Source organism: Bradyrhizobium sp. MI1.3, from assembly GCF_055811695.1.
Map to the genome: position 1 here is coordinate 1 of NZ_JBVVPQ010000069.1, position 23,319 is coordinate 23,319.

Below are 23,319 nucleotides of genomic sequence, written 5' to 3' on the forward strand. Positions count from 1 at the left end.
GGTGCAAACCGCGGCAGGCCATTCCTCACGGAACAGGTCGAGAATAACTGATCGCGCTATTACAAGGGTGGGCAAAGCGAAGCGTGCCCACCATTTCCAGCGCTAGTTCAACACCCGCTTGTTATCCGGGCTGTCCAGCGAGAACGTCGGCACGTCGATCTCGAAGCGTTCGCCGCTTGCGCTGACCATCTGGTAGCGGCCGGTCATGAAGCCCGAGGCGGTCGTGAGCGGCACGCCGGAGGTGTATTCGAAGCGTTCGCCGGGCGCGAGCGTCGGCTGCTCGCCGACGACGCCCTCGCCTTTCACCTCCTGCTGCCGGCCGGTGGCATCGGTGATGATCCAGTGCCGCGTCTTGAGCTGCACGGTCTCATCGCCGGAATTGGTGATGACGATGGTGTAGGCCCAGAAATAACGGGAGCGGTCGGCCGACGACTGCTCCGGAACAAAGTTCGGCTCGACGGTCACTTCGATCTGGCGGGTCACGGCGCGGTACATGATTGCCATCATACCGAAAACCGCCCGGGAACCAAACGCCGGAGGCGGCCTTGGCGACATCGTCCCGCCTGAATTCGCAGGGAAGTACACGTCCAAGTGTAGGTCCAAACGTACTTGCATGTGATCCGGTGGCTTTGCGAGATGACGGCCGGACCGGTACACTCCTTGCCACGTCGCGATTTGCGGAAGGGTTTTTAGGCCCCCGATGACTATTGCCGACCAAGTGACGGGATCGACGATCGCGGGAACCGCTAAACCTGTGGAGGTCAAGTCCGCGGGGGCAAAGCGGCGCGCGGCCGCGCCGGCCATTTCGCTGCCCGCCATCGGGGAGCGCGAGCTCCGGCTCGACCTGTTCCGCGGCCTTGCGCTGTGGCTGATCTTCATCGACCATTTGCCGCCGAGCCTTCTGACCTGGTTCACGATCCGCAATTACGGCTTCAGCGACGCCACCGAGATCTTCATCTTCATCTCCGGCTATACCGCCGCCTTCGTGTACGGTCGGGCGATGCTGGAGTCCGGCATTGTCGTCGCCACCGCGCGCATCCTGCGGCGCGTCTGGCAGATCTATGTCGCCCACGTCTTCCTGTTCACGATCTTCCTTGCCGAAATCTCCTACGTCGCGACCAGGTTCGAGAACCCGCTCTACACCGAAGAGATGGGCATCATGGATTTCCTCAAGCAGCCCGACGTGACGATCGTGCAGGCGCTGCTGCTGCGCTTCCGTCCGGTCAACATGGACGTGCTGCCGCTCTATATCGTGCTGATGCTGGCGCTGCCCTTGATCCTGTGGCTGATGAAATGGCGCCCCGACGTGACGCTCGGCCTCTCGGTCGCGCTCTACGCGGTGACCTGGGAATACGACCTCTATCTGTCCGCCTATCCGAACGGCTTCTGGGCCTTCAATCCCTTCGCCTGGCAATTGCTGTTCGTGTTCGGGGCATGGTGCGCGCTCGGGGGTGCGCGACGCATGTCGCGCATTCTGGCTTCGCGGGTGACGATGTGGATCGCGATCGCCTATCTGGTCGCGGCATTCTACGTGACGCTGACCTGGTATGTGCCGCAGCTCTCCCATTTCATGCCGAAGCGGCTCGAGCAGTGGATGTATCCGATCGACAAGGCCGACCTGGACGTGCTGCGCTTCACGCATTTCCTGGCGCTGGCCGCGCTCACCGTACGCGTCCTGCCGCGGGACTGGCCGGGCCTGAAATCGCCATGGCTGCGGCCGCTGATCCTGTGCGGCTCGCATTCCCTGGAGATATTCTGTCTCGGCGTCTTCCTCGCCTTTGCCGGCCATTTCATCCTGGCCGAGGTCTCGGGCGGCCCGGTCATGCATGCGCTAATTAGTCTCTCCGGAATTCTGATCATGTGGGCCATGGCCTGGCTGATTTCGTGGTACAAGCGGGTGGCTGACAAGAGCGGTTCGAAAACCAAAAGCGCCGTCGGCAGCGCCGATATGGCGGGAGGGGGCTGATGAAGGCGAAGGTTTTCCTGAGCCTGATCCTGCTGTGCGGTGGTCTCGCCGCGCCTCCGGCGCGCGCGGACGATGCTGCGCCGGCTGCTTCAGCCGCGCCCGCAGCCTGTGAAGTGCCGTCCTATCTGCTCACCAGCGAAAGCCAGCTTCCCAAGGTCGCCGATGCCGTGAAGGCCGGCAAGCCGCTCGAAATCCTGGTCATCGGCAGTCGCTCGACCACAATTCCGGCTTCCGAGGACGCCTCTTATCCGGCGCGGATGCAGGCCATTCTGAAGGACAAGCTGTCGCCGTCCGAGATAGTCCACGTCTCCGTAGAAATACAGAGCAAGAAAACGGCCGAGGAGGCGGCCGCCAGTTTCGTTAAGCTGATGGAAGCAAAAGCACCTACTTTGGTTATCTGGCAGACCGGGACTGTCGATGCTATCCGAGCCATCGATCCCGATGATTTTCGCGGCGCAGTGACCGGAGGGGTTGTTGCGCTGCAAAAGGCAGGGGCTGACGTCGTCTTGATGAACTTGCAGTACAGTCCGCGTACCGAAACCATGATCTCGGTGCCGCCATACCTCGACAATATGCGGGTGGTGGCGCAGGAGCACGATATTCCGCTGTTCGATCGTTTCGCGATCATGCGGCAGTGGAATGACCAGGGGCAGTTCGACCTGTTCAGCCCGTCGCGCGGGCCTGAGCTGGCGAAGCAGGTCCATGATTGCCTTGGCCGGGCGTTGGCACAGTTCGTGATCGACGCTGCGCATCTGGAGCCGGCCCAGCAGCAAAATTGAGGTCTAGCGTTAATGAGTTCTCTCCGCCCTTTTTGCCTGACGGCATGGCTGGCTGCGCCTGCAGCAGCGGTGCTGCTGTTGCTGAGTCCGGCCTGGCAATCGCACGCGCAGACGCAGGGCGCGCAGGCAACGCCGGCCCCGCAGCAGTCGGCTAATCCGGCTCCCGCTTCACCGTCCCAGACGACCGTCGCAGCGACGTCCCCCGACCAGCGCGGCATCACGGCGCGCGCCATCGACAAGGTGAAGCAGGTCGCGAAATCCGCCGGCGACGTCTTCAGCCGCGTGCCCTGCCTGTCGCCGAAGGGCGGCGCTAAGGCGATGGGCTCGCTGCCGCATGTCGCGGGCAAGCTCGTCGCCGGCCAGCCCGTCGTCATCGTCGCATTCGGCTCGTCCTCGACCGCGGGATTCGGTGCGAGCTCGCCGGAGTTCAACTATCCCAATCGTCTTGCCGCGCAGCTGCACCGGCACTATCCGACAGCCGACATCACCGTCGTCAATGCCGGCGTCGGCGGCGAGGACGCGCCCGAGATGATGAAGCGCCTTCAGAAGGAGGTGATCGACGTGCATCCGGATCTGGTGATCTGGCAGGTCGGCACCAATGCGGTGCTGCGCAATCTCGATCCCGGCGATACCGCCAAGCTCGTCGAGGACGGCATCAGCCGCATCCAGGCTGCCGGCGGCACCGACGTCGTGCTGGTCGATCCGCAGTATTCGCCAGCCGTCAACCAGCGCGCCGAGAGCGCCGGCAAGATGGTGAAGCTGCTCGGCAAGGTCGCTGAGCTCCGTCACGTCGGCATCTTCCCGCGCTTCGAGGTGATGCGCGACTGGCACGAGAAGCAATCGCTTCCGGTCGAGAGCTTTGTGATCGCCGACGGCCTGCACATGAACGATTGGGGCTACGCCTGCTTCGCCCAGCTCCTCGGCGACGACATCATCCGCTCCGTCGGCCAGATCAAGCTCGGCGTGAACGTGCCCGCGGACGTGCGGACGTACCGGCCGATGTAGCTTGGTGCCGTAGGGTGGGCAAAGGCGCGCTCTTCGCGCGCCGTGCCCACCATCTATCGGCACCGCGATCGTGAAGGGTGGGCACGCTTCGCTTTGCCCACCCTACGATTCCGAGTGTGTGGCTACGCCTTCTCCAGCGCCGCGGTCAGATCCTCGATTAGATCATCCGCGTGCTCCAGCCCCGCCGAGAAGCGGATGAATCCCTCGCTGATGCCGAGCGCGGCGCGGTCCTCCGGCTTGAGGCGCTGATGCGTCGTGGTGGCGGGGTGCGTGACGAGGCTCTTGGCGTCGCCGAGATTGTTCGAGATCTTGGCAAGCTTGAGCTCGTTGAGCACGCGGAACGCCGCCTGCTTGCCGCCCTTGACCTCGAGGCCGACCAGCGTCGAGCCGCCGCGCATCTGCTTCTTCACCAATGCCGCCTGCGGATGATCGGCGCGGCCGGGAAACACCAGCCGCGAAATCTTCGGATGGCTCGCCAGCACGTCCGCGATGCGCGCGGCCGTCTCGGTCTGCGCGCGCACGCGCACGGCGAGCGTCTCCAGGCCCTTGAGCAGCACCCAGGCGTTGAACGGCGAGATCGACGGGCCGGTCTGGCGCATGAAATTGTGGATGTGCTCGGCGATGAACGCCTCCGAGGACAGGATGATGCCGCCGAGACAGCGGCCCTGGCCGTCGATGTGCTTGGTCGCGGAATAGACCACGACGTCGGCGCCGAGCGCGAGCGGGCTCTGCCAGATCGGCGTGGCGAACACGTTGTCGACGACGAGCCGCGCGCCGCCGCTGTGCGCGATCTCGGCAATGCCGGGAATGTCGAGCACGTCGAGCGTCGGATTGGTCGGGCTCTCCAGGAAAAACGTCTTGGTGTTCGGCTTCATGGCGCGCTGCCACTGGTCAAGATCGAGGCCGTCGACCAGCGTGGTCTCGATGCCGTAGCGCGGCAGCAAATCCTGCACGACGTAGAGACACGAGCCGAACAGCGCGCGCGAGGCCACGACGTGATCGCCGGCCTTCAGCGGCGCCAGGATCGCCGTCGTCACCGCGGCCATGCCGGTCGCGGCGGAACGTGCCGCTTCGGCGCCTTCGAGCTCGATCATGCGGCGCTCGAACATCGCGATGGTCGGATTGGAGTAGCGTGAATAGATGAAGCCGGGGTCCTCGCCCTTGAACCGCGCCTCGCACTCCTCGGCGCTGTTGTAGACGTAGCCCTGGGTCAGGAACAGCGACTCCGAGGTCTCGCCATATTGCGAGCGCAGGGTGCCGGAATGAACCAGGCGAGTTTCGGGACGGTATTGCGCGGTTGGCGCCGGGGACTTCGACATAGGACCTCCTGAAGTGACCATCGAAAATGGCCACAAAAAAACCGGCCTGGAATATTTCCACGGGCCGGGATCACAGAGGTCCCCGGCCTGTTTAGCGACTTATTTAACGTGGCTGCAAGCCGGCCGGCTCAAATCACCACGGGATAAGTCATGCTCATATTCCGCAATGCCCTTTCCGTCAAGACGTCCATCGGATAGCCGTAAAACGCTCATATTTCCCGCATGTCGGGATGTGTTTGATCCCTGATGAGGACCCCGGGTTGACGTTCACGGTCGCCGCCGACGCCAATGGTATCCTGCCCGACCGCATGATCGCGGCGATGGCGGAGGGCGGTCTCATCCTGCCCGCTTACGACTTCGTCGAAAGCCAGATCCAGCCGGCGAGCCTCGATTTGCGTCTCGGCGATATCGCCTATCGCGTTCGCGCCAGCTTCCTGCCTGGTCCCGGCGCCACCGTTGCCGAGCGCATCGACGAATTGAAGCTGCACGAGTTCAGTCTCGCCGACGGCGCGGTGCTGGAGACCAACTGCGTCTACATCGTGCCGCTGCTCGAAAGCCTCGCGTTGCCGCCGGAGATCGTCGCGGCCGCCAACCCGAAGAGCTCGACCGGCCGGCTCGACGTCTTCACCCGCGTGATCGCCGACGGCACCCGCCGCTTCGACATGATCGGTGCCGGCTATCACGGCCCGCTCTATGCCGAGATCAGCCCCAAGACGTTCCCGGTGCTGGTCAGCGAGGGCTCGCGCCTGAGTCAGGTACGCTTCCGCACCGGCGATGCCATCCTCAACATCGACGACCTCGAGGCGCTGCACGCGACCGAACGTCTCGTCGATATCGACGATGCCGATCTCACCGGCGGCGTCGCCGTCTCCGTAGATCTCTCCGGCGAGAAGAGCGGCGGCTTCGTCGGCTACCGCGCCAAGCGCCACACCGGCGTGATCGACGTCGATCGCCGCGCCGGCTATTCCGTCGAGGAGTTCTGGGAGCCGATCTCGGCCCGTCCCGACGGCAGTCTCATCCTCGATCCCGGCGAGTTCTATATCCTGGCGTCGAAAGAGGCGGTGCAGGTGCCGCCCGATTACGCCGCGGAGATGGTGCCGTTCGATCCGCTGGTCGGCGAGTTCCGCGTGCATTATGCCGGATTCTTCGATCCCGGCTTCGGCTATGCCGGCGCCGGCGGGTTGGGGTCGCGCGCCGTGCTCGAAGTGCGCTCGCGCGAGGTGCCGTTCATCCTCGAGCACGGCCAGATCGTCGGCCGCCTCGTCTATGAAAAGATGCTGGCGCGCCCCGACGCCATGTACGGCCAGCGCATCGGCTCAAATTACCAGGCCCAGGGGCTGAAGCTGAGCAAGCATTTCCGGGTGTAGGGATAGGCTCACCTTCCGCTGTCATGCCCCGGCTTGACCGGGGCATCCAGTACGCCGCAGCCTATCGGTTCGATCACATCCGCCTCTGGAATACTGGATCGCCCGATCAAGTCGGGCGATGACACCGAATCTGTGTCAGGATAATAAGCGAATCCGGGCTACGTCCGAGGTGGCGAAATGACAGATCAATCCGAACTCGACGCAAAAATCCTCGACGACGTCGCAGACGCGCTGATCTATTCGGATCGCTCCGGCACGATCATGCGGTGGAATCGCGCATCGTCCGCACTGTTCGGATTCTCCGCGGACGAAGCGCTGGGTCAGAATCTCGACCTCATCATTCCCGAACATCTGCGTGCCGCGCACTGGAAAGGCTTCGAGGCCGCGCTTGCCAGCGGCGCGATGAAGCTTGCGGGCAAACCGACACTGACCCGCGCGCTGCACAAGGACGGACGCAAGCTCTACATCGAGATGACCTTCGCGCTGGTGCGGGACGCCGCTGGCGTGGTGCAGGGATCGGTGGCGATGGCGCGCGACGTGACCGAGCGCGTCGAGCGCGAGCGTGCCGCCAAAGCTGCGCAAAATTAAGCCTGCGCAAAATTCGCGATGCGGAATTGGCGGCGTGCAGGGCGCCCTGCGTGCGGCTCAGCTTGTCCGTCACCAGATGCAGTGACACACTCGATCAAAACAACGATCGGGAGCGAACATGACCGCCGCATCAGACCCCGCGCAGGAAGCTCAATGGAAACGCTGGCGCGCGGTTGCCGATCTCTATCACGCCTATTTCACCGGTCTGATCCTCACCGTGGTCACGCGTCGCGGCACGGCGGATGCTGCGGAGTTCGTCTTTCGCGTGTTCCGCCGCCAGCAGCAGGAGCGCTTTCTGCCGGGGCTGGAGAAGCTCGGGTTGACCCATCTGCCGCCCGCCGTGGCGGCCGCGCAATATCACTACCTCTCCAACTGGATCGGCGGCGTGCACGTCGAATACATGTATGAGAGTGATCGCAAAGCCTGGATCCGCTATCCGCCGCCGCGCTGGATCTGGAAGGGCACCGCCATCTGCGGCGTGCCGGGCGAAGTCTCGCGCGCGATGCTGCGCGGCTGGCACGCCAACAACGGTGTGGCGCTCGGCGATACCAGATTAGGGTTCGTCTGCACCAAGCAGAGCGTCGACGGCCAGGATGGGCTCGAAGGCTACTATTATCAATATGACCAGCCCCTCGAACTCGACCAGCGCCTCGTGTTCGCGCGACATCTCGAAGCGCCGCTGTTCGATGCCGCCGCGGCTCCGGCGTTGCCAGTCGCAAGCTGGCCAAGACCGCGACTGGAAAAAGCCTATCGCAACTATGCGATGGAATATGTGCGCACAGCCGCGCCCGTGATGGTGCAGCTGTTCGGTCCAGAGGATGCCGGCTATCTCCTGCACCTCACGGGCAAGCTGATCGGGATGCAATATTTCGATGAGGTCGCTGCGGCGCTGTCGATGGGCCGCGGCGGTGCGAGCGAATTCGCGACGTTCCTCAACGCGCTGTTGGTCGCGCAGGACGATGTGGCTGAGACGACGCAATCCGAAGGCATGTTCGAAATCCGTCAGCAGAGCTGGAAGTTGATGGACGGCGTCGCCGATGACCACCCTGCCTGCACCAAGGTGCTGGCGGGGTTGTTCGAAGGGCTCGCGGCCGGATGCGGGCGGCACATCGGAGTGCACCTGTCCCCGACATCGCGCGGCCGTCCGCCATTGCTCTGGACGATTGGGTAATGCCGCGCGGGCGTTGGCCTCGTGGTTCGAGACGCCAGCTTCGCGGGCTCCTCACCATGAGGGTCCGACATGTCACCGCGAAACAAGACCTCATCCTGAGGAGCCCGCGACGCGGGCGTCTCGAAGGATGGCCCCACGGAGACTGAGAGCCGCAATTCCACGGGCTGAAATGCGCTGCCGCAGGGCACGCCTGCACCTAGCGCAGGAGGAATCGCTGCGCATCGTGCTAACAAGCCTGTCGTTGCGCCCTGCGCGCGAACCAATTCATTGGTACACCCAAGCATTGCCGCGCCGCAAATGGCGCTTTCGCCCGGAGAGGACATGTCAGACATCGCCGAAATCCCGGTCGATGAACAAGAGCGTCCGCTGCCGCCGCCCCCGCGCCCTGTGAGGAGCGCGCTGATGGACGGGCCGATCCTGCGCACGCTGCTCGGACTGGCCTGGCCCAACGTCGTCGCGCTCTCAGCCGGCACTTGCACGGTGATTGCGGAGACCTCCTATATCGGACGTCTTGGTGTGGAAGCGCTGGCCGCGATGGCGCTGGTGTTTCCGACAGTGATCCTGACCATGACCATGTCGGGCGGTGCGATGGGCGGCGCGGTGGCCTCCGCCATCGCGCGCGCGCTCGGCGCCGGCGATCGCGAGCGTGCCGGGACGCTCGCCGCGCACGCGCTGCTGATCGGAATCAGCTTCGGCCTCGTCTTCATGCTGGGCATGCTGATCTTCGGACCGCGCGTTCTGGAAATGCTCGGTGGCCGCGGCGACGTGCTGACGCATGCGATCGCCTACACCCAGGTGTTTTTCGGCGGCGCCGTGCTGCCCTGGCTACTCAACACCATGGCCGGGGTCCTCCGCGGCACCGGCAACATGAAGCTGCCGTCGCTGTTGATCCTCAATTCTGCGGCCTGGCAGATCGTGCTTGGCGGCACGCTCGGCCTCGGGCTCGGTCCGGTGCCGCAATTCGGTATGCGCGGCGTCGCCGCCGGCGCGCTGATTGCCTATTGCATGAACATCGGCGTGATGGGCTGGTACCTGTTCTCCGGCCGCGCCCGCGTGACGCCGAAACTGCGCGGACTTCGGATCCAATGGGCGATGTTTTTCGACATCCTCAAGGTCGGCGCCATCGCCTGCTTCTCGCCGCTGCAATCGGTGCTGACGATCTCGATCTTCACCCACATGCTTGCGAAATTCGGCACCGCGATCCTCGCCGGCTACGGCATCGGTGCGCGGCTGGAATTCCTGCTGACCTCGATCGCGTTCTCGTTCGGCATCGCCTCGGTGCCGATGATCGGCATGGCGGTCGGCGCCGGTCGCATCGCCCGCGCGCGGCGCATCGCCTGGATCGCGGCGGCGAGTGCCTTCGTTGCCGTCGGTGCACCGGCGTGCCTGGTTGCGATCTTCCCCGATCTCTGGGTCAACATCTTCACCGACAGCGCGACCGTGCGCGCCACCAGCCATCAATATTTGTCGACGGTGGCGCCGTTCTACGCCTTCATCGGCCTTGCCTCGACGATGTATTTCTCGTCGCAGGGCGCTGCCAAGGTAATCGGCCCGGTGCTGGCGCAGACCGCGCGGCTGATCTACATCTCGGCGGTCGGCTGGTGGCTGTCGACGCACGATGCCACCGCGCAAAGCTTCTTCTGGCTGGCGGCGAGTTCGATGGTCGTGCTCGGCCTGCTCTCGTCCTCCAGCGTGGTGCTGACGCGCTGGGGACCGCGCCAGACCAAACCTGCGATCAGGCCGGCTCTGTCGGCCGCTGCGGACTAGCGATGCCTGTGGCGGCGATGGCCGCCACCGCCGCCGACATTGGCGAGCCGCATCAGTTGCGGAATCATCGCCATCATGTCGCCGCCACCGGCGCCGCCGAGCATGCCCATGATATCGCTGCCGCCCATGCCGCTCATTCCAGTCGGCATATATCCGCCTCCGCCCATCGGTGCGTAGCCGCCGTAATTGGGCGCCCCGAAACCGCCGCCGAGATTGCCGCCCCCGAGGCCGCCAATTCCGCCGCCGCCATTCTCCATCATGCGGCTCATCATTGGGCCCATGGTCTGCATCATCATGCCGAAGCGGCGCTTGCCCATCTTGGCCTTCATCATCTCCAGCATCGGCGCCATCTGGGTCATCATGTCCTCGCCGCCGGCACCGCCGCTGCCGAGGAATTGCGCCTTTGCCGGCGCGCTCGAAATCGAAAACATCAGCAGCACGGCGGCCGCCTGGCAGATCACCTTGTCCGCACCTCTCATGGCCTGCTCCTCGCGTGCGTGGCGCCGCCGGGAGAGCGGAGCCAACCGGGCGCACGCCGCCATGGTTACGGCGGACAAGGGCGGGGCTCTGTGAGAAATATCACGCAGCCGCCGCGGGGAACGCTCGGTGTATGGCGGCGACAGCGTCCTTGGTCTGTCCCTGCACATAGGGCGCGAGCTCATTCGGCAGCATGTCGATGATCCAGACCAGGCGGCTTCTCGCCTCGCCCTCGGCGATCACCTGCACCGAGGCGCTGTAATGCTTCAGCCGCTCGTTGTTGATCGCGTAGACCAGCCGCTGCCGCGCATCGTCGCAATCGACCAGCACCTCGCGCGCCACCGATCCATTGGCGAAGGTGACGACGCGCGCGTCGCCGTCGAGCGCGCAGGCCGTGACGAAGCCCGGCGCCAGCCGCCGATGCAGCGCGCCGAAATCACGCACCGCATCCCAGACGTCGCGCGCCGGGGCGTTGAGGGGAATGTCGTTGTGGATGGAGGCCATTGTTGAATCCTGGTTGAATCCTGTGATGTAGAGAAGCGAGCGATAGCGCCGTCATCTCAGCTGTCATCGCCCGACTTGATCGGGCGATCCAGTATTCCAGAGGCCGCTGTGATGAATCGAGAAGCTGCGGCGTACTGGATGCCCCGGTCAAGCCGGGGCATGACAATGTGTGTGGTGAGGCCTGCCGTACTCACGTGCAAACCGCCTCGACATTGTTGCCATCGGGATCGATCAAAAACGCCGCGTAGTAAGTCGGGCTGTAATCCTTGCGCGGGCCGGCGCCGCCATTGTCGCGACCGCCGCTCTTCAGGCCCTCGCTATGGAATGCCTTGACCGAATCATGATCCCCAGCGCGAAACGCGATATGCGCGCCATCGGCTTTCCGCCCCTTGTTCAGGTGCAGCCACAGCGCCGGCGCGCCCTGCGGTCCGAAGCCGGCATAACCGTCGCCGCTTGAGCACAGGACATAACCGAGCGGCGCCAGCACTGCGGTGTAGAAGCGCGTTGCGGCGTCGAGGTCGGCAACGCGCAATCCGATATGGTCGTACATGGTCGTCTCCATTTCCAAAGCGCGCCGCAATCGGCGCGCGCCGGAGACGAACCTAGTCAGTTGAGGGCGAGCTGCTCTTGGAGAATCTTGCGCTCTCCCTTCGAGGCCTGACGGAACTTGGTCGGCGAGACGCCGGCGGCGCGGTGGAAGGTGCGGACGAAGTTGGAGAGATCGCCGAAGCCGACGTCATAGGCGATGTCGGTAACTGCGATGTCGTCGTCGGTCAGCAGCCGCGCCGCATGCCGCAGCCGCGAGCGCACTAGATATTGATGCGGGGTGACGCCGAGCACGGCCGAGAACAGCCGCAGGAAGTGGAAGGGGCTGAGGCCTGCCTGCCGCGCGGCCTGTTCGAGGTCGACCTCGGCGTGCGAATTGGCGTCGATCCAGAGCGCGGCTTCCACCGCGCGGCGGCGGTCGCGCGCGGTCGGCGTCGTCGGCTTGCGCGCCTTGCCCGAGACGACATCGACGAAACGGCCGGCGAGGATCTGGCCGACCTCGTCGAGACCGAGGTCGCTGTTGCCATCTGCCGCCGTCTGGGCGAGCTCGCCCAGCACCATCAGCTCGGGCAGCGGCGGCGTTGCGCCGACCTGCCAGACGTCTCGCCGGCCGCCGAGCGCGTCGACCAGATCCTCGCCGAGGAAAAAGGACAGGCAGACGTCGCCGGCGACATGCTCATGCGTACAGGTGTATTCCTCGCCCGGCGCGCCGACCAGCATCGAGCCTGCCACCAGATCGAAGAAGCCGGCGCGGCAATGACAGCCAAAGCTTCCCGCGCGGACATAGGCAATGGAATGGCCGGTGCGACACTCCGCAAACGGGCTGTCGTCCGGTCCCGCGTCGCAGCGAAACTCCGAGACGGTCATCGAGGGGGTCGTCAGCAGCGTGGTCGCGTCCATGCCACCTATCTAGGTGGAGGGTCTCGGCGAGGCAACGGGCAGCAGCACGTCGAACAGCGTCTTGCTGGCGATCGGATGGGCGCCCTCCAGCGACAGCAGCCGCCGCTTGGAGATCACCCCGCCATAGGGCGAGAGCCGGTCGGTGTAATTGCCGGCCTCCAGCACCCGGTGGCAGGGCACGATCAGCATGTAGGGATTTTTCGCGATCGCCTGGGCTACCGAATGCGCGGCGCCGGAGGCGCCGAGCACCTTGGCGATCTCGTGATAGGTGCGCGTCTCCCCGCGCGGAATGGCGCAGGCGGCTTCATAGACCCGCCGGTTGAAGCCGGGCGCACCCCGCTCGCGTCCAGGCTGACCTCGGAAAAATCAGCATCGCTGCCTTGCAGCAAGCCCACGATGCCATCGATTGCGAACGCGGCGTTCGCGGAAGGCCGCTGCTCGCGCGCCTCGGGATGGACCTGGAAAATCCGGCGGCGGGTGTCGATCTCCCGCGCCTCCGGCAATTGCACGGCGACGATACCAGTGCTGCTCCAGATGATGCCGCAGCGCCCTATGGTCGTGTCGAATATCGCGTAGCCACGCCCCACCATGCACACGCCCCACTCAGTGCACGTCTCCCCAGACAGGCGATCATAACACCGCCACAATCCGGCGCACCCAAAATCTTACCGGAATCTTAAGAAGGGTCAGGCGGGCTGCGCCAAAGCGCTTGGCGAGATGCGCCGTCTCGGCTAATCAGAGCGGGCGCAGGCTGCGCATCCGCGGGCGTAGTTCAATGGTAGAACGGCAGCTTCCCAAGCTGCATACGAGGGTTCGATTCCCTTCGCCCGCTCCATCCTTTAGTTCGGCAGGCTCCGCAGAAATTCCACGATCGCCGCATTCACCTCCGCCGGCCGTTCCTGCTGCGTCCAGTGTCCGCACCCAGATAGCATCTTGATCCCGCGCAGTTGCTGCACCCATTGCTTCATGTTGGCAACGTGCTCGGCGGCGCCGGGGAAGGCCATGACCATGTCGTGGTCGCCGGCGATGAAGAGCGAGGGCACGACCACCTTGACGCCCTCGAAGGCGCCCATCAGCTCCCAGTTGCGATCGATGTTGCGATAGTAATTGAGCGGTCCGCGAAACCCACTGTGGGCAAATTCGGCACCGTAATAGTCGAGGTCCGCGCTACTTAGCCATGACGGCAGCGGCACCTGCACCTTCGGCAGCAGGCCGTCTTTGCGAGAGACCATGCCGACACCGGCGGTCCGCCCTTGACGCTCGGCATTGGCGCGGATCACCGCCGCGCCCTCGCCGGAACCGCCATAGAGCATCGCGCCGAGCGTTGCACGCGGATCTCTTTCGAATTCTGCTTCGGCGACACCCGGCTCCTGGAAATACAGTTGATAGAACTGCGCGTCAGACGTCTGTGGCATTACACTCGTCGGCGGCACCGGACCGCGCGGTCGATAGGGCACGCTGAGAATGGCGGCGGCGCGGAAGCGATCGGGCCGCAGGCGCGCCGTGTGCCAGGCGATCGTCGCGCCCCAGTCGTGCCCGACGATGACGGCGTCCTTCGCCTCGAAAGCGTCGAGCACGCCGACGAGGTCGCCGACCATGTGGAGGATCGTATACTGGTCGATCGCCTCGGGCTTGTCGCTCTTGCCGTAGCCGCGCATGTCGGGCGCGACAGCGTGGTAGCCGGCCGCGGCCAGCGCCGCGAGTTGGTGACGCCAGGAATACCAGCCTTCCGGAAAGCCGTGGCAGAGTAGCACCAGCGGCCCTTCGCCCTGTTCGGCGACGTTGAGGCTGATGCCGTTGGCCTTGATGATCCGTTGCGTCGGTCCGTTCATGCCACACCTCCCGCTGCATCGTGATTGCGCCCATCCTAGACGTTGCTGCCCGGCGCGCAAAGATTCCAATATATTAGCCCCTCGATCCCGGCATACGCCGCTGCTCCGGCCTAATCTTCTCGTCCGGCGGATGCGGTCCCTGCGACGGGCAACGTTTGGATCAGAGATCATGGACCAGCAAAAGCTCGACCGCGCGATCGGTCGCCGATTGAAGACGGTGCGGACGCAAGCCGGCATGACGCTGAATGAGCTTGCCACGCGCTCCGGCGTCAGCCGGGCCATGATCGGGCGGGTGGAGCGGGCGCAGAGCAGTGCGACGGCGTCGCTGCTCAACAAGCTCTGCGCGGCGCTCGATGTGTCCTTGAGCGACGTGGTGGCGCTGGCCGAGAAGCCGCCGGAGCGGCTGGTGCGGCTCGCCGACCAACCGCACTGGCGCGATCCCGACAGCGGCTATCGCCGCCGCCACGCCTCGCCGGCGGATGCGGCGAGCGGCATCGAGGTTATCGTCGTCGATTTGCCGGCCGGCGCGCGGGTGCCGTACAGCCCCTGGGGGCGCAACGCCTTCACCCAGCAGCTGCTGATGCTGGAGGGCGCGATCGCCGTGCACATCGACGCCAAGGCGGTTCGCCTGCGCGAAGGCGACTGTCTCGACTTCGACGTGATGCGCGCGGTGATCTTCGAGAACGAGACCAGACAGGACGCGCGCTACGTCATCATCACGCGCCGCGGCGCGTCCTACGGCAAGATGTGAGGCCCTGACGATGCAGATCCGCACCGGCGACACCTTTGATCCGCGCGTCATCGCGCTGCTCGACCATCACGTTGCGGCGGCGCGAGCACAGACCGCGCCGGGCAGTGCGCATGCGCTTGATCTCGCTGGGCTTCGTGCCCCGGAAGTCGCGTTCTGGACCGGCTGGGACGGCGACACGCTGGTCGCCACCGGTGCGCTGAAGTCGCTGTCGGGAGCGCATGGCGAGGTGAAGTCGATGCACACGCTCCAGACCACGCGGCGGCGCGGCTTTGGCGGTGAGATGCTCCGCCACATCATCACGGAAGCCCGCGCGCGCGGCATCGCGCGGCTCAGCCTCGAAACCGGCTCCTGGGACTATTTCAAGCCGGCGCACGCGCTCTACCAGGCGCATGGCTTTGTCCTCTGCGGCCCGTTCCAGGGCTATGTCGAGGATCCCAACAGCCTGTTCCTGACCCTGGATCTGTCGGCGAGCCGATAGCTCAGGAGCGCGTCTCCTCGATCCTGTCGAGCACGCGCTCGGGGGCGATGTCCCGGCTTGCCTCCTCCAGATCGCGCTTCGAATCGGGCTGGACGTCGAGCCGCTCGGCGATCTGCGTGAGCAGGCGGGCAACCTTGGTCAATTCGTGCTCGGCGAGAAGGCTGATCTGGAGATCGAGATCGGCGCGCTTGTCCGCTGCTGCGCTCATGCGGTTCTGCGAGATCAGCACGAATGTCGACAGGAAGATCGCCTCGACCGAAGCAATCATCGCCAGCACCACGAAGCTCTCGTCCCAGGCCGGGATTCCCGGCAGCCAGTGCAGATTGGCGATGATCCAGAAGCCGAACACCGCGACATGGAGATAGACGAACGCCATGCTGCCGGTGAACGCCGTGATCGCATCGGCAAGTTTTTCTTGACCCCTGGCACCGCGCTGCTCGCGGCGGCGGCGCTCGACCAGGGCCTGGATGTTGCGCTCGAGCGTCGGGCTCAATCCCTCGCCGGGATCATGGGTGATATCGTTACGCACAGGGCAGCAACGGCGGACGCAAGAGGCTGTTCCTGGGCTCAGCCGAGGGAAAATGCTCGCCGCCCCTCAAAATGAGTTGCGTACCTCAAAACACCTCTGCTAGCCTTCAGCCATGGCCGAGACGCTCACCACGACCGCGCTGACGCTGAAGGACATCGCCCGCCAGGCCGGCGTCAGCCTCGCGACGGTGGACCGCGTCCTGCACAATCGTCCGGGCGTGCGGCCGGATACGGTCCGGCGCGTCAAGGAGGCGATCGAGCGCAATTCGTTCCAGCCGCACGTGGCCGCCGCCGAGCTCGCCCGCGGCCGCGCCCGCCGTTTCGCCTTCGTGATGCCGTCGGGGCCGAACCCGTTCATGCAGCAGATCCAGGACTATCTCGGCGAGATGTCGGGCTGGCTGTCGTCCCGCCGCCTCGGCGTCGAGACGGTGGCGACCGACGTGTTCGATCCGTCCGTGCTCGCCGCTTCCCTTGAAGGGCTCTCGGATGATTACGACGGCATCGCCGTGGTCGCGCTGGACCATCCCGGCGTCCGCGCCGCCATCGACGATCTCGTCGATGCCGGCGCCAAGGTCGTGACGCTGGTCTCGGACGTGCCGTCGTCGCGCCGGCACCATTATGTCGGTATCGACAATATTGCCGCGGGGCGCACCGCCGGCGCGCTGGTCGGGCGGCTGGTCGGACAAAAGTCCGGCAAGGTCGCGATCGTCGCGGGCTCGCAGGGCCTGCGCGACCATGCCGAGCGCATTTTTGGCTTCAACCAGGTGATGGCGTCGGAATTCCCCGGCCTCAGCGTGCTGCCGGTGCTCGAAGGACGCGACGAGGACGCGCGTTCGGAACAATTGTTGGCGCGGCTGCTGGGCAGGCATGCCGACATTGTCGGCCTTTATAATGTCGGCGCCGGCACGCAAGGCGTCGCCAACGCGTTGAACGAAAAGGCGTTGAGCGATGGCGGCCGCGACAGGCAGGTGGTGTTCGTCGGACACGACGTCACCGCGCTGACGCGCCGGCTGCTGCTGCAGGGTGTGATGCATGCCGCGATTTCGCAGAACCCCGGACATGAAGCGCGCGCCGCCGTGCGCGTGCTGCTCGCGCTCGCCCGTGGTGAGCCGATCTTGCGCGAACAGGAGAAAATCAGGATCGACATCGTGATGCGGGACAATCTGCCTTAGCGGCAGGTGGAATTCAAAACGACTCGTTGCGGATAAGGCGACCTTGAGTTCGCGCACCGCAGCAGGCGAAAGGGAGGATGGCGTGTATCTCGGAATCGACATCGGCACATCGGGTGTGAAAGCGGTGCTCGTCAGCGAAGCCGGCGCGGTTCTCGCGACGGCGGTGCGCGAGCTTGCGCTGTCGCATCCGGCGCCGCTGTGGTCCGAGCAGGATCCCGATGGCTGGGTCGATGCGGCGGTCGGCGTGGTCGACGATCTCGCCGCCCGCCATCCGCGCGAGATCGCGCGGGTGCGCGGCATCGGGCTATCGGGCCAGATGCATGGCGCGACGCTGCTGGACGAGGACGGACGGCCGCTGCGTCCCGCGATCCTCTGGAACGACGGCCGCTCGCACGCCGAATGCGTCGCGCTGGAGCGGCGCTGCCTCTCGTTGCACACCATCGCCGGTAATCTGGCCATGCCCGGCTTCACCGCGCCGAAGCTGCTCTGGGTCGCCAGGCATGAGCCAAAAATCTTCGCGCGCGTCGCAAAGGTGCTGCTGCCGAAGGCCTATGTGCGCTATCGACTGACCGGCGAGATGATCGAGGACATGTCGGACGCGGCCGGCACGCTGTGGCTCGACGTCGGTCTGCGCCGCTGGTCGGCGCTGCTGCTGCATGCCACCGGGCTCGATCTCCACCACATGCCGCGCCTGGTCGAGGGCAGCGAGGTCAGCGCGACGCTCGCGCCGGATTACGCCCAACGCTGGGGCATGGCAAAGAATGTCGTGGTCGCCGGCGGCGCCGGCGACAATGCCGCGAGCGCGATCGGGCTCGGCGCCATCGCGCCGGGCGATGCCTTCCTGTCGCTTGGCACATCCGGCGTGGTGTTCCGCGTCACTGATCGGTTCGCGCCGGCGCCGGCCTCGGCGGTCCATGCGTTCTGTCACGCGCTGCCCGGCCGCTGGCATCAGATGGGCGTGATGCTGTCGGCTGCGGCTTCGCTGGCCTGGCTCGCCGGCGTGATGGAGGTTCCGGCCGCAGCGCTGCTGGCGCCGCTCGGCGAGCGCGTCGATGGACCGAGTCCGGTCAAATTCCTGCCCTATCTCGACGGCGAGCGCACGCCGCACAACGATGCCGCCGCCAGCGGTGCCTTTGTCGGCCTGCGCGGTGCGACCGGGCGCTCCCAGATCGTTCAGGCCGTGCTCGAAGGCGTCGCCTTCGCCGCGCGCGACAATCTGGCGGCGCTGAGCGCGGCCGGCGGACCGCTTGCCGAGGTCGATCTCGTCGGCGGCGGCTCGCGCTCGCCGCTGTGGGCGCAGATCTGCGCAGATGTGCTCGGCATTCCCGTCCACCGCGTCGAGGAGGGCGAGGTCGGGGCGGCGCTCGGCGCCGCCAGGCTCGGACGGCTCGCCGCCACCGGCGAAGACGCGGCTGCGGTTTGCACCCGTCCGCGCCGGCTCGCGAGCTTTACGCCTCGCCCATCGGTCAGTGCGGCCTATGACGAGGCCTATCGCCGCTGGCGCGAACTTTATCCCGCGTTGAAGGAGTGTGCCTAAGTGACTGCGTCAGCGAAATTCTTCGATACAAGCGTACCTGTCGCCTTCGCCGGCGGGGATGCGGGAAACGCGCCTGCCTTCCGCTGGTACGATAAGGACCGCCTCGTCCATGGCCGCAGGATGGAGGACCATCTGCGCTTTGCGGTCTGCTATTGGCATTCGTTGTGCTGGCCCGGCGGCGATCCCTTTGGCGGCGAGACGTTCCTGCGACCCTGGCATCACGGCGCCGATGCGATGGCGCAGGCGCGCGCCAAGGCTGACGTCGCCTTCGAGCTGTTTCGCCTGCTCGACGTGCCCTTCTTCACCTTCCACGACGTCGATGCGGCGCCGGAAGGCAACTCGCTTGGCGAATCCGTCGCCAACCTCAATGCCATCGCCGATCTGTTCGAAGCGAAGATGGCCTCGAGCAAAGTGCGCCTGCTCTGGGGCACCGCTAATCTGTTCACGCATCGCCGCTACATGGCGGGCGCGGCCACCAATCCCGACCCCGAGATCTTCACCTATGCCGCCGGCCAGGTCCGCGCCGCGCTGGAGGTGACGCACCGTCTCGGCGGTCAGAACTACGTGCTGTGGGGCGGGCGCGAGGGTTACGAGACGCTGCTCAACACCGATCTCAAGCGCGAGCTCGACCAGCTCGGCCGCTTCGTCTCGCTGGTCGTCGAGCACAAGCACAAGATCGGCTTCAAGGGACCAATCCTGATCGAGCCGAAGCCGAAGGAGCCGACCAAGCATCAATATGATTTCGACGTCGCCACCTGCTACGGCTTCCTCGCACGTTACGACCTGCTGAAGGACGTCAAGCTCAACATCGAGCAGAACCACGCCATCCTCGCCGGGCACTCGTTCCATCACGAGGTCGCGCTCGCGGAGGCGCTGGGCGTGTTCGGCTCGCTCGACATCAACCGCGGCGACGATCTGCTCGGCTGGGACACCGACCAGTTCGCGATGAACGTGCCCGAGCTTGCCCTGGTGTTCCACGAGCTCCTGAGCCGCGGCGGCTTCAGCTCGGGCGGGCTGAATTTCGACGCCAAGATCCGGCGCCAGTCGATCGATCCCGACGATCTGATCCATGCCCATGTCGGCTCGATGGATGCCTGCGCGCGTGCGTTGCTCGCTGCCGCGGACATGCTCGACGCGGGCGTGCTCACTGCGCCGCTCGCGAAACGCTATGAGGGATGGGCCGGGCCCGAGGGCCGCGCCATTCTCGGCGGCCAGCGCTCGCTCGCCGAGCTTGCCGACCGTGCGCACGGCCCGGGCTTTGACCCGCAGCCGCGCTCGGGTCGGCAGGAATATCTTGAATCCCTCGTCAACCGCTACGTCTGAGGAAGGCCGCTGATGACAAATGCACAAGCGACACCGGTCCTCGAGCTGACCGGCATCGGCAAGGAGTTCGGCGCCATCCGCGCGCTGCATGATGTCGACATGCAGGTCCTCCCCGGCGAGGTCGTCGGCCTGATGGGCGACAACGGCGCGGGCAAGTCGACGCTGGTCAAGATCATCGCCGGCAATTTCCGCCCCAGCCACGGCGAAATCCGCTTCGCCGGCAGTGCGGTTCATTTCAACCGGCCCGTCGATGCCCGCGGCGTCGGCATCGAGGTGGTCTATCAGGACCTTGCGCTCGCCGACAATCTCACCGCAGCGGCCAACGTCTTTCTCGGCCGCGAGCTGAAGCGCAGGATCGGGCCGTTCGCGTTGCTCGACCACAAGGCAATGGCGGCGCGTGCGTTGGAGCTGTTCGGCGAGCTGCGCTCGGAGACGCGCCCCGACGATCTCGTCAAGCAGATGTCGGGTGGCCAGCGCCAGGCGGTTGCGATCGCGCGGACGCGGCTCTCCAACGCGAAGCTTGTCATGATGGACGAGCCCACGGCCGCGATCTCGGTCCGCCAGGTCGAGCAGGTGCTCGGCCTGATCCACCGACTGAAGGAGCAGGGCGTTGCCGTGATGCTGATCTCGCACCGCATGCCCGACGTGTTCGCGGTGTGCGATCGCGTCATCGTCATGCGCCGCGGCGAAAAGCGGGCCGACAAGGCCATCCACCAGACCTCCCCCGAGGAGGTCACCGCCCTGATCACCGGCGCGAAGGAGGCGGCGTGATGGCCATGCCCATGGAATCCCCGATCACCTTCTCGAACATCGGCAAGATCAGATGGTGGCAGCGCGGCATCTTCGCCTCGCAGACCGGCTATGTCCTGCTCGCACTCGCCGTGCTGCTGGTAATCATGCATTTCGCCAGCCCGTACTTTTTCACCGAAGGCAACATGCAGAACGTGGCGAAGAATTTCTCCTTCATCGCCATTGCCACCCTCGGCGTCACCTTCGTGATCATCACCGGCGGCATCGATCTGTCGGTCGGCTCCATGATGTGCTTCTCGGCCATGGTCACCTCGATGGTGATGACCGAGCTGTCGGCGCCCGGTTCGCCCGCGGGCTCCCTGTTCGTGCACATGGCGGCCGACGGCAAGACCGTGCTCGCCAATGTCCCCGGTCTGATCCTGGTGGTCTCGCTTCTCGCCGGCCTCGGCGTCGCGCTGCTCGCCGGCCTCGTCAACGGCTTCTGTATCGCGGTGCTCGGCCTGTCGCCGTTCGTCACCACGCTCGGCATGCTCTCGATCGTGCGCGGGCTCGGCTATGTCGTTTCGAACGGACGCGGCAGCTTTCCAGGTGGGCCGGATGCCGATTATTTCTACGCGCTCACCTCGGGCGACGTGCTCGGCGTGCCGGTGCCATTCATTTATCTGATCGTCCTCGCGCTGGCGATGGCCGTGCTGCTGCACCACAGCGCGTTCGGCCGTCACGTGTTCGCGCTCGGCGGCAACGAGAAGGCGGCCGAACTCACCGGCATCCCGGTCGTGCGGGTGAAGATCGAGGTCTATGTGATCTGCGCGCTCGCCGCAGGCCTCCAGGGCATCATCATCTCCGGCTGGCTCGGGTCGGCGCCGGCCAACATGGCGACGTCCTACGAGCTCAATGTGATCGCTGCGGCCGTCATCGGCGGTGCCAATCTCGCTGGCGGCATCGGTGGTCCGCTCGGCGCCATCGTCGGCTGCGTGCTGCTCGAAGTGATCCGCAACGGCCTCGTGCTCGCCCAGGTCAGCTCCTACTGGCAGCAGACGCTGGTGGGCGTGATCATCATCCTGGCCGTATTGGTCGACCGCATCCGTTCGCGGATGATCTGAAACGACGTCGTTCCGGGACGGCAACGAAAATGCCGCCTGTCCGCTTCCCGGACGATCTCAAGAGGACAGGCGTCAAAGAAGGGTGGAGGAGACGATGAGGAAATTTATTCTTGCCGGCATTGCGGTCGCGATGATGGCTACGCCGGCGTTTGCCGCAAACTACCGGTTCGTGATCGTGCCCAAGGCGATGAACAATCCGTTCTTCGACTTCGCGCGCGACGGGTGCCTGAAGCGTGCCAAGGAGCTCGGCAATATCGAGTGCATCTACAAGGGGCCGGTCGAACACGAGCCGGCGACGCAGGCCCAGATCATCCAGGACTTCGTCACCCAGAAGGTCGACGGCCTCGCCATTTCGGTTGCCGACGTCGCGGCGATGACCAAGTCGATCGACGCGGCGACGGCGGCCGGCATCCCCGTCATCACCTTCGACGCCGATGCGCCCGGCGCCAAGCGCATCGCCTATATCGGCACCAACAACAAGGAGTTCGGCGTCGCCCTCGGCAAGCAGCTCCTGAAGCTGCGGCCCGACGGTGGCAAATACGCCATGGTCTCGGGTGGTCCGGGCGCCAAGAACCTCGCCGAACGCGTCGACGGCGTCCGCGAAGCGCTGAAGGGCTCGAAATGGACCGAGGTCGCGGGCTCGCCGACGTTCTGCAACGACGATCCCGCGCTGGCGGTTCAGCAGATGACTGATATGCGCACCGCGACGCCCGACCTCGCCGCGATCGTTCCCATCGGCGGCTGGCCGATGTTCGCCCCCGAAGGCTTCAAGGCCTTCGCGTCCAGATACAAGAAGGATATCGATTCCGGCAAGTTCACGCTTGTCGTCGCCGATACGCTGAAGATGCAGCTCGAGCTGTTGCGCGATGGCTATGCCAATGCGCTGGTCGGCCAGCGTCCGTTCGAGATGGGCGAGAAGGCGATGGACACGCTGCTCGCGATCAAGAAGGGCGAGAAGGTGCCGGAGATCGTCTATACCGGCCTCGATCTCGTCACCAAGGACAACGTTGCCCAGATGTTGAAGTAGGAGCGTCGCCAGCCCCGCGCTCCTGCGTGCCTCTCCCGCTTGCGATTTTCGCAAGCGGGAGAGATGATTTTGGTTGTCGGGGAAGACTGTTGAGGCAATGGGAATGAAAAGGTCGCGGCTCGGCTCTCTCGATGTCACCTCACTCGGCCTCGGCTCCGCCCCGCTCGGCGGATTGTTCACCCCCGTCAGCGATGCCGATGCGGAAGCGACCATCGCCCGCGCCTGGTCGCTCGGAATCCGCTTCTTCGACACCGCGCCGCTCTACGGCTTTGGCCTCGCGGAGCGACGCCTTGGCGCATTCCTGCGGCAACAACCCCGTGACTCCTTCGCCATCTCGACCAAGGTCGATCGCCTGCTCGACGAGCTCTGCCGCAAGCACGGCACGCAGATGAGCTGGGAGCTGCGTGGGCGAAAACTCGTCGATGCCCG

23 protein-coding genes, 1 tRNA gene, 2 pseudogenes and 1 riboswitch are annotated in these 23,319 nt (G+C 65.4%); of the genes and pseudogenes, 17 read left to right on the forward strand and 9 right to left on the reverse strand.

Annotated features, from left to right (window positions below; translation table 11 throughout):
* Positions 1 to 102 precede the first annotated feature (102 nt).
* The gene (gene apaG, locus AC0L3A_RS32690; RefSeq protein ID WP_088941063.1) at positions 103 to 507 is read right to left on the reverse strand and encodes a Co2+/Mg2+ efflux protein ApaG; all 405 of its coding nucleotides are present in this window, start codon (positions 505 to 507) and stop codon (positions 103 to 105) included.
* Between the two features lie 193 nt (positions 508 to 700).
* Here apaG and AC0L3A_RS32695 point away from each other — a divergent pair, with 193 nt between their 5' ends.
* Genes AC0L3A_RS32695 through AC0L3A_RS32705 form a run of 3 tightly spaced genes read left to right on the forward strand, consistent with a single transcriptional unit; the run spans position 701 to position 3,750 of the window.
* The gene (locus AC0L3A_RS32695; RefSeq protein WP_007597863.1) at positions 701 to 1,966 is read left to right on the forward strand and encodes an OpgC domain-containing protein; all 1,266 of its coding nucleotides are present in this window, start codon (positions 701 to 703) and stop codon (positions 1,964 to 1,966) included.
* A complete protein-coding gene (locus tag AC0L3A_RS32700; protein WP_007597862.1) occupies positions 1,966 to 2,745 on the forward strand; it encodes an SGNH/GDSL hydrolase family protein in 780 nt (259 codons plus the stop codon). The genes AC0L3A_RS32695 and AC0L3A_RS32700 overlap by 1 nt, the downstream gene beginning before the upstream one ends.
* Positions 2,746 to 2,757: 12 nt before the next feature.
* Entirely contained in the window at positions 2,758 to 3,750 is a 993-nt protein-coding gene (locus AC0L3A_RS32705; protein WP_354127012.1) for an SGNH/GDSL hydrolase family protein, read from the forward strand.
* Between the two features lie 122 nt (positions 3,751 to 3,872).
* Here the strand turns inward: AC0L3A_RS32705 and AC0L3A_RS32710 are convergent, their stop codons facing one another.
* Positions 3,873 to 5,069, reverse strand: a complete 1,197-nt coding sequence (locus AC0L3A_RS32710) for an O-succinylhomoserine sulfhydrylase (RefSeq protein ID WP_354127011.1) — start codon at positions 5,067 to 5,069, stop codon at positions 3,873 to 3,875.
* A gap of 70 nt (positions 5,070 to 5,139) precedes the next feature.
* Positions 5,140 to 5,219, reverse strand: a riboswitch (SAM riboswitch).
* 80 nt (positions 5,220 to 5,299) lie between these two features.
* On the opposite strand from AC0L3A_RS32710, the gene AC0L3A_RS32715 reads away from it, so the two are divergent.
* From AC0L3A_RS32715 to AC0L3A_RS32730, 4 genes are all read left to right on the forward strand, one after another.
* A complete protein-coding gene (locus tag AC0L3A_RS32715; protein ID WP_155809444.1) occupies positions 5,300 to 6,436 on the forward strand; it encodes a 2'-deoxycytidine 5'-triphosphate deaminase in 1,137 nt (378 codons plus the stop codon).
* 177 nt (positions 6,437 to 6,613) lie between these two features.
* The gene (locus tag AC0L3A_RS32720) at positions 6,614 to 7,024 is read left to right on the forward strand and encodes a PAS domain-containing protein (protein WP_354127010.1); all 411 of its coding nucleotides are present in this window, start codon (positions 6,614 to 6,616) and stop codon (positions 7,022 to 7,024) included.
* Positions 7,025 to 7,142: 118 nt separating this feature from the next.
* Positions 7,143 to 8,195 carry a hypothetical protein gene (locus tag AC0L3A_RS32725; RefSeq protein ID WP_354127009.1) on the forward strand — a complete coding sequence of 351 codons (1,053 nt, stop codon included), beginning with the start codon at positions 7,143 to 7,145 and terminating at the stop codon, positions 8,193 to 8,195.
* Between the two features lie 321 nt (positions 8,196 to 8,516).
* Positions 8,517 to 9,962 carry an MATE family efflux transporter gene (locus AC0L3A_RS32730; protein ID WP_354127008.1) on the forward strand — a complete coding sequence of 482 codons (1,446 nt, stop codon included), beginning with the start codon at positions 8,517 to 8,519 and terminating at the stop codon, positions 9,960 to 9,962.
* On the opposite strand, the gene AC0L3A_RS32735 is transcribed toward AC0L3A_RS32730, so the two are convergent.
* The 5 genes and pseudogenes from AC0L3A_RS32735 to AC0L3A_RS32755 all read right to left on the reverse strand — a co-directional run bounded on the left by AC0L3A_RS32735 (position 9,959) and on the right by AC0L3A_RS32755 (position 12,979).
* Entirely contained in the window at positions 9,959 to 10,441 is a 483-nt protein-coding gene (locus AC0L3A_RS32735) for a hypothetical protein (RefSeq protein ID WP_473255894.1), read from the reverse strand. The genes AC0L3A_RS32730 and AC0L3A_RS32735 overlap by 4 nt on opposite strands.
* Positions 10,442 to 10,541: 100 nt before the next feature.
* Positions 10,542 to 10,943 (reverse strand): SRPBCC family protein, encoded by a 402-nt coding sequence (locus AC0L3A_RS32740; protein ID WP_354127007.1) that lies wholly within the window; start codon positions 10,941 to 10,943, stop codon positions 10,542 to 10,544.
* 190 nt (positions 10,944 to 11,133) lie between these two features.
* Positions 11,134 to 11,493, reverse strand: a complete 360-nt coding sequence (locus AC0L3A_RS32745; RefSeq protein ID WP_007597847.1) for a VOC family protein — start codon at positions 11,491 to 11,493, stop codon at positions 11,134 to 11,136.
* A gap of 56 nt (positions 11,494 to 11,549) precedes the next feature.
* Positions 11,550 to 12,389 (reverse strand): helix-turn-helix transcriptional regulator, encoded by an 840-nt coding sequence (locus tag AC0L3A_RS32750; protein ID WP_219679077.1) that lies wholly within the window; start codon positions 12,387 to 12,389, stop codon positions 11,550 to 11,552.
* A 9-nt stretch (positions 12,390 to 12,398) separates the two neighbouring features.
* Positions 12,399 to 12,979 (reverse strand): annotated as a pseudogene (locus AC0L3A_RS32755) (methylated-DNA--[protein]-cysteine S-methyltransferase).
* Positions 12,980 to 13,150: 171 nt separating this feature from the next.
* On the opposite strand from AC0L3A_RS32755, the gene AC0L3A_RS32760 reads away from it, so the two are divergent.
* Positions 13,151 to 13,224, forward strand: a tRNA-Gly gene (locus AC0L3A_RS32760).
* 4 nt (positions 13,225 to 13,228) lie between these two features.
* Here AC0L3A_RS32760 and AC0L3A_RS32765 read toward each other — a convergent pair.
* Positions 13,229 to 14,221 (reverse strand): alpha/beta fold hydrolase, encoded by a 993-nt coding sequence (locus tag AC0L3A_RS32765; RefSeq protein ID WP_473255895.1) that lies wholly within the window; start codon positions 14,219 to 14,221, stop codon positions 13,229 to 13,231.
* 169 nt (positions 14,222 to 14,390) lie between these two features.
* Here AC0L3A_RS32765 and AC0L3A_RS32770 point away from each other — a divergent pair, with 169 nt between their 5' ends.
* Positions 14,391 to 14,972, forward strand: a complete 582-nt coding sequence (locus tag AC0L3A_RS32770) for a helix-turn-helix domain-containing protein (RefSeq protein ID WP_354162308.1) — start codon at positions 14,391 to 14,393, stop codon at positions 14,970 to 14,972.
* A gap of 10 nt (positions 14,973 to 14,982) precedes the next feature.
* Positions 14,983 to 15,450 carry a GNAT family N-acetyltransferase gene (locus tag AC0L3A_RS32775; protein ID WP_473255896.1) on the forward strand — a complete coding sequence of 156 codons (468 nt, stop codon included), beginning with the start codon at positions 14,983 to 14,985 and terminating at the stop codon, positions 15,448 to 15,450.
* A 1-nt stretch (position 15,451) separates the two neighbouring features.
* Here AC0L3A_RS32775 and AC0L3A_RS32780 read toward each other — a convergent pair whose 3' ends face one another.
* A complete protein-coding gene (locus tag AC0L3A_RS32780; protein ID WP_473255897.1) occupies positions 15,452 to 15,979 on the reverse strand; it encodes a DUF1003 domain-containing protein in 528 nt (175 codons plus the stop codon).
* Between the two features lie 112 nt (positions 15,980 to 16,091).
* Here AC0L3A_RS32780 and AC0L3A_RS32785 point away from each other — a divergent pair, with 112 nt between their 5' ends.
* From AC0L3A_RS32785 to AC0L3A_RS32815, 7 genes and pseudogenes are all read left to right on the forward strand, one after another.
* The gene (locus AC0L3A_RS32785) at positions 16,092 to 17,150 is read left to right on the forward strand and encodes a LacI family DNA-binding transcriptional regulator (RefSeq protein WP_473255898.1); all 1,059 of its coding nucleotides are present in this window, start codon (positions 16,092 to 16,094) and stop codon (positions 17,148 to 17,150) included.
* A gap of 82 nt (positions 17,151 to 17,232) precedes the next feature.
* A complete protein-coding gene (gene xylB / locus AC0L3A_RS32790; RefSeq protein ID WP_473255899.1) occupies positions 17,233 to 18,687 on the forward strand; it encodes a xylulokinase in 1,455 nt (484 codons plus the stop codon).
* Positions 18,688 to 20,010 carry a xylose isomerase gene (gene xylA, locus AC0L3A_RS32795; protein ID WP_473255900.1) on the forward strand — a complete coding sequence of 441 codons (1,323 nt, stop codon included), beginning with the start codon at positions 18,688 to 18,690 and terminating at the stop codon, positions 20,008 to 20,010.
* A 12-nt stretch (positions 20,011 to 20,022) separates the two neighbouring features.
* Positions 20,023 to 20,781 (forward strand): ATP-binding cassette domain-containing protein, encoded by a 759-nt coding sequence (locus AC0L3A_RS32800; protein ID WP_473255901.1) that lies wholly within the window; start codon positions 20,023 to 20,025, stop codon positions 20,779 to 20,781.
* Positions 20,781 to 21,863 carry an ABC transporter permease gene (locus tag AC0L3A_RS32805; RefSeq protein ID WP_473255902.1) on the forward strand — a complete coding sequence of 361 codons (1,083 nt, stop codon included), beginning with the start codon at positions 20,781 to 20,783 and terminating at the stop codon, positions 21,861 to 21,863. Before AC0L3A_RS32800 ends, AC0L3A_RS32805 begins: the two co-directional genes overlap by 1 nt.
* Positions 21,864 to 21,957: 94 nt before the next feature.
* Positions 21,958 to 22,890, forward strand: a complete 933-nt coding sequence (locus tag AC0L3A_RS32810; RefSeq protein ID WP_007597831.1) for a sugar-binding protein — start codon at positions 21,958 to 21,960, stop codon at positions 22,888 to 22,890.
* Between the two features lie 103 nt (positions 22,891 to 22,993).
* Positions 22,994 to 23,248: pseudogene (locus tag AC0L3A_RS32815) on the forward strand (aldo/keto reductase); the annotation flags it as partial.
* Positions 23,249 to 23,319: the final 71 nt, after the last annotated feature.